The organism is Johannesbaptistia floridana (assembly GCF_057440575.1).
On record NZ_JALKVM010000064.1, the window covers coordinates 1 to 3654 of the forward strand.

The following is a 3654-nucleotide window of genomic DNA, read 5'->3' on the forward strand; positions in this document are numbered from 1 at the left end:
TACCTTGTCTTACTTTTACTACAAGCTCTTGGTAAAAAACCTACCCTTGCGGGGGGTTGGGGGGAAAAGTTAGTGATAAATGTTGTTAACACCACTGCGGTCACTGCTATAACAACTTCTACCCATGTCACCCAGACTTACTCGGAAGAAAGTAAATAATAAATGACATAACGGAAAAGAATATATTTTTCAATAAATGTAGGAGATTTAAAAGATGAACACTCAATTAGTTGATACGTTAGCACAAATTTTTCAGTCATTAACACCCGAAGAAAAAATATTATTTAACCAAAAAGTCAAATCTTTTGATCAAACGCCAGAACCTCCTTTTTATGAAACAGCCACCACATCCGAATGGATAACAGCATTTCGAGAATGGGCAAAAAGTCATCATCATGATGGCCCGATTTTATCTGATGAAGCTATTACTAGAGAAACTATTTATGGAGAAAGAGGTTAAATGTTATTTTTAGTTGACACTAATATTCTTTTGCTAAAACTTGACAAAAACACCAACTTGTAATTAAGTGCTTTTTCAGATTTTGTTTAAGAAAATAATGTATAAACAAATACATTATTTAGGAAATTAAGTAATTTTACTTAAAAATTTCTCCCTGCTCCCTGCTCCCTGCTCCCTGCTATACAAGGGTTTCAGAGTTGCTTATAAAGGATAGCGCAATTTCGGGGGGCTTTTGATGATAACTGTAAACATCTATTTGCGAGCTTGCTATAACTCAGTGTCAATCTTAAAAAGACAGAAAAACCAATTACATATTGTTCCTCAAAACTTAATTGAATTGAAGGGAGAAATATTGCTATCAACAGCAAGAGACTAAGCAAGAGACTAAACGTCAAGTAATTCGTACATTAATAAAGCGCTTGGCAAGAAAGGTAAGTTTTGTTGATGCTACAATAAATCTATACTAGTCTCTCAGGGAGGTAAAATTGAGTTACTATCGTAATCAAGCCCCGCCTTTACCAAGTAACTTTGTCCAACGTCCATTGGTCAGGGATAAATTAAAAAACAGTCTCCTATCTCCAGAAACAGCCGCAAATGGAACACTAGTGATTAGTGCCATCTATGGATTAGGAGGCATTGGTAAATCAATCTTAGCCGCCGCCTTAGCCTATGACAGAGAAGTTCAATCAAACTTCCCTGACGGGATTTTTTGGGCAACCCTAGGTCAACAACCAGATATCCTGTCATTTCTCCATGGTTGGATACAAGCATTAGGAGATTATGATTTTAAACCAACTAATGTGGATGCAGCAACTTTACAATTAAGAACCCTACTAGCAGATAAAAAAGCCTTAATAGTGGTTGATGACCTTTGGAATCCTGAAGATGTAGAACCTTTTCAAGTTGTGGGAAAAAGATGTCAAGTTTTAGTTACTACGAGGGAAGCCCCGGTCAAAGGAGCAATTCGTTATGATTTAGACATCATGACTCCAGAACAATCTCTGGAGTTATTAACCAACTGTTTAACTAATCAGCTAACCAGTGAAGAACGTGAACAGGCTGAAACTTTAGCCAAAACAGTAGGATATTTACCCCTAGCTTTAGAATTAGCAGCAGCTCAAATAACGGAAGGATTCACCTGGGATGAATTGTTATCAGATTTAGAAGCAGAGTTAGCCATATTAAATAGGATAGAACCTGAAGAGGCTAGTAGTGAAGAAAAACGCCAACAGTTTAGTTTAATAGCCTCGTTTAACCTCAGTTTAAAAAGATTATCGACTGAAAGATTGCAACAATTTGCTTGGTTGGGAATATTACCAGATGATGTGACCATCACAGCCAAGATGGCAGCAACTTTGTGGGATTGTCAGGAAAATAAGGCTCAACAGACTCTGGAATATTTACGAAATAAAGCCTTATTATTACTAGGTGTGTCCAGTGAAGAAGGAACTAATTATCGTCTACATGATTTGTTACACGATTTAGCACGTAATTTAGTTCAATCGCCTACACAACCTGATGAAGACTGGCAATTACCAGGATTAGGCTTATCTCTTCCTCAAGCCCATCAACGATTATTAGAAGGTTATCGAAAACAAACTAAAAACGGCTTATGGCAAAGTTTAAACGATGATGGTTATATTTATAACCAATTAATCTGGCATTTTGAAAAAGCTGAAAAAATTGAAGAGATTCATCAATTACTGAGAGAAGAAAACTCTAGTGGAACTAACGGTTGGTACAGTCAATGTGAAAAACAAGGTAAAACCGCTCTTTTCATCAAAGATGTATCAAAAGCTTGGCAACTAGCAGAAGCAACCTTTGATAACAATCCAACCGAATCAATTAGTTTACAGTTTCGTTATGCTTTAATACTGACATCTGTGAATAGTTTGGTAGGGAATATTAAACCAGAGTTAATAGCCGCCTTAGTAGAAAAAGAAGTCTGGATACCAGCACGAGGACTGGCTTATATCAGGCAAAACCAAGATTCAGGGGCTCAAGCTAGAGGATTAAAGGCGATTGTTAAATATCTTCCTCCTTCTTTATTACCATCTGCTTTAGAAATAGCCAGAAGTATTAATAATGAATACAACCGAGCAGAAGCCTTATCAGGGTTAGCCCCCCATTTACCTCGTGAATTGTTACCAGTCGCCTTAGAAGCCGCCCGAGGCATTGGAGACGAAGACGACCGAGCTAGGGCCTTATCAGGGTTAGCCCCCCATTTACCTCCAGAATTGTTACCCGATGCCTTAGAAGCCGCCCGAGGCATTGGAGACGAAGACGACCGAGCTAGGGCCTTATCAGGGTTAGCCCCCCATTTCCCTCGTGAATTGTTACCGGTCGCCTTAGACGCCGCCCGAGGCATTGGAAAAGAATACTACCGAGCTAGGGCCTTATCTGGGTTAGCCCCCCATTTCCCTGAATTGTTACCCGAGGCATTAGACGCCGCCCGAGGCATTGGAGATGAATACTACCGAGCTTGGGCCTTATCTGGGTTAGCCCCCCATTTACCTCGTGAATTGTTACCCTCCGCATTAGAAGCCGCCCGAGGCATTGGAGATGAATACTACCGAGCAGAAGCCTTATCAGGGTTAGCCCCCCATTTCCCTGAATTGTTACCCGAGGCATTAGAAGCCGCCCGAGGCATTGGAGATGAATACTCCCGAGCTACGGCTTTATCAGGGTTAGCCCCCCATTTCCCTGAGTTGTTACCCGAGGCATTAGAAGCCGCCCGAGGCATTGGAGATGAATACTACCGAGCTAGGGCCTTATCTGGGTTAGCCCCCCATTTACCTCGTGAATTGTTACCCTCTGCCTTAGAAGCCGCCCGAGGCATTGGAGATAAATACTCCCGAGCAGAAGCCTTATCAGGGTTAGCCCCCCATTTACCTCGTGAATTGTTACCCGATGCCTTAGAAGCCGCCCGAGGCATTGGATATGAATACTACCGAGCTAGGGCCTTATCAGGGTTAGCCCCCCATTTCCCCGAAGTGTTACCCTCCGCATTAGAAGCCGCCCGAGGTATTAGAAAAGAATCCTCCCGAGCTAGGGCCTTATCAGGGTTAGCCCCCCATTTACCTCCTGAATTGTTACCCGATGCCTTAGAAGCCGCCCGAGGGATTAGAAATGAATCCGACCGAGCAGAAGCCTTATCAGGGTTAGCCCCCCATTTACCTCGTGAATTGTTACCC

The 3654-nt window shown here is 41.8% G+C and carries 2 protein-coding genes; both read left to right on the forward strand.

Translation table 11 applies throughout. The features are described from left to right. Nucleotides 1-214: 214 nt before the first annotated feature. Nucleotides 215-460, forward strand: coding sequence for a hypothetical protein (locus tag MW688_RS04740; protein WP_486734770.1), 246 nt, complete (start codon nt 215-217; stop codon nt 458-460). Between the two features lie 485 nt (nt 461-945). After that, on the forward strand, nt 946-3654 hold a 2709-nt coding region (locus MW688_RS04745; RefSeq protein WP_486734771.1), incomplete at its 3' end, for an NB-ARC domain-containing protein.